The organism is Aquiflexum sp. TKW24L (assembly GCF_023502205.1).
Taxonomy (GTDB): domain Bacteria; phylum Bacteroidota; class Bacteroidia; order Cytophagales; family Cyclobacteriaceae; genus Cognataquiflexum.
On record NZ_JAMFLG010000081.1, the window covers coordinates 1 to 1,522 of the forward strand.

Genomic DNA, 1,522 nt, shown 5'->3' on the forward strand with positions numbered 1-1,522 from the left:
CCATAAGCGTCAAGCTAAGAAGATGTTTAGAATTTCAAGATGGTTGTTTTTGCCTTTTTTGGTTTCGGCTCTACATTTTTTCTTTGCAGTTTCAAACAGGTTTTGCAGCCAAGTTTCGAGGTTTTCACTATAAAATACGGCCTTTCTTATTTCGTTGGAAAGTCTCATTACTGTTTTGAAAAACTTCCATTCGCTGAGTTTTATAGGCTTTTCTCCTTTTTCACTGAGGTATTCTATTGCAGACAAAAACCTACGGTTTATCATTATCCATATCATTTTGGCTATAAGCTGGCATTTAAATCTTTGGATTTTTACAGGTTTGACCCTATTAAGTTTCATTTGTGACTTCCATGTTTTGAATATCAGCTCAATCTGCCACCTCAGACTGTAGGCTTTTCTTACCTGTTCGCTGTTTGCCCATTCCTTCGGTATATTGGTAATGATCATGTTGAGTCTAGTTTTGGCCCTATAATCATCTGAGAGGGAATATCCCTTGCTTCTTGCAGCCCTTTCCGCCTTTGTTATCCTTTCCCTGTAGGTTTTTTCGCTGACCTGTTCCAATATCAACCGGGAGGGCAATAGTTTTTTGCCTTTTTCTATCAATACATCGATTTCAATCCATCTGAATCCCTTTTTGTCTAGCTTCTCTTGGATTTTTGAATAGTCTAAAGGTTTCTTATCTGTATCCAAAACGGTCCATCTTGTATTGAGCCTGTTTACATAATACGAATGGTTTTGGCCAATCCGATCGATATATTCCTGGCTCACATATGCCAGATCCCTTATATACAGGCAGTTCGGTTCTATCCTATCCAGGGTTTCCTTGGAATCCTTTTGGTCATTCCTGTTGGCAGGGGTAATGTTCAGGTCAGCAACACCTCCTGCTATCAGGTCATATTCGAACTGGATGCTTATCTGTGAATCAACCCCAAAGCCGCCATGTCCCTTAAAATCCTCACTGAACTTTTGGGGCAGTTTAAACCTTGTGGAATCTTTGATGAGTATTTTGTCAAACCTGTAGGCATTTTCGGCATTTAAGATCGCGGTTGCTTTGTGGCCCAGCTGCTGTTGAAGGACTGATGATAAGAAGTGGACAGCAGAATCATTGAACCGTTCCTGAATGGCCTGTTTGGAAATATGGGTTCCATAATACTGCGAAAAATCAAGGGCAATATCCTCAAGGCTTTGAAGCTTGGTGTCTCGTTCTGAAAAAAGAAGCAGTTCAAGAAATCTTTTCCCGTCCAGAACAGATTTCCTCTGCACGAACTGATGGCTTCTGGCAAGCTTGTTCAGGGAATCTGTATCGAATGAATCTTCAAAAAATGACTTGAATTTATCAAGGTATTTTTTGATAAATTGTTGATTTTCAGCTTTGTTCTTCTCCTAAATATACTTAAATTAAAGAAAAATAAGGCAGGAAACCCAACCGTTCATTGAAAAACCTGCCTTTTTAGTATACAAAATCTAAAATAAATATGGAAAAGAACACTAAGTATTCCAAGGGAATACTACACCCTTTTCA

At 38.9% G+C, this 1,522-nt stretch carries 1 protein-coding gene; it reads right to left on the reverse strand.

The window, feature by feature from the left end; genetic code table 11:
• Nucleotides 1–9: 9 nt before the first annotated feature.
• A complete protein-coding gene (locus tag M3O96_RS21835) occupies nt 10–1,353 on the reverse strand; it encodes an IS4 family transposase (protein ID WP_349630869.1) in 1,344 nt (447 codons plus the stop codon).
• Nucleotides 1,354–1,522: the final 169 nt, after the last annotated feature.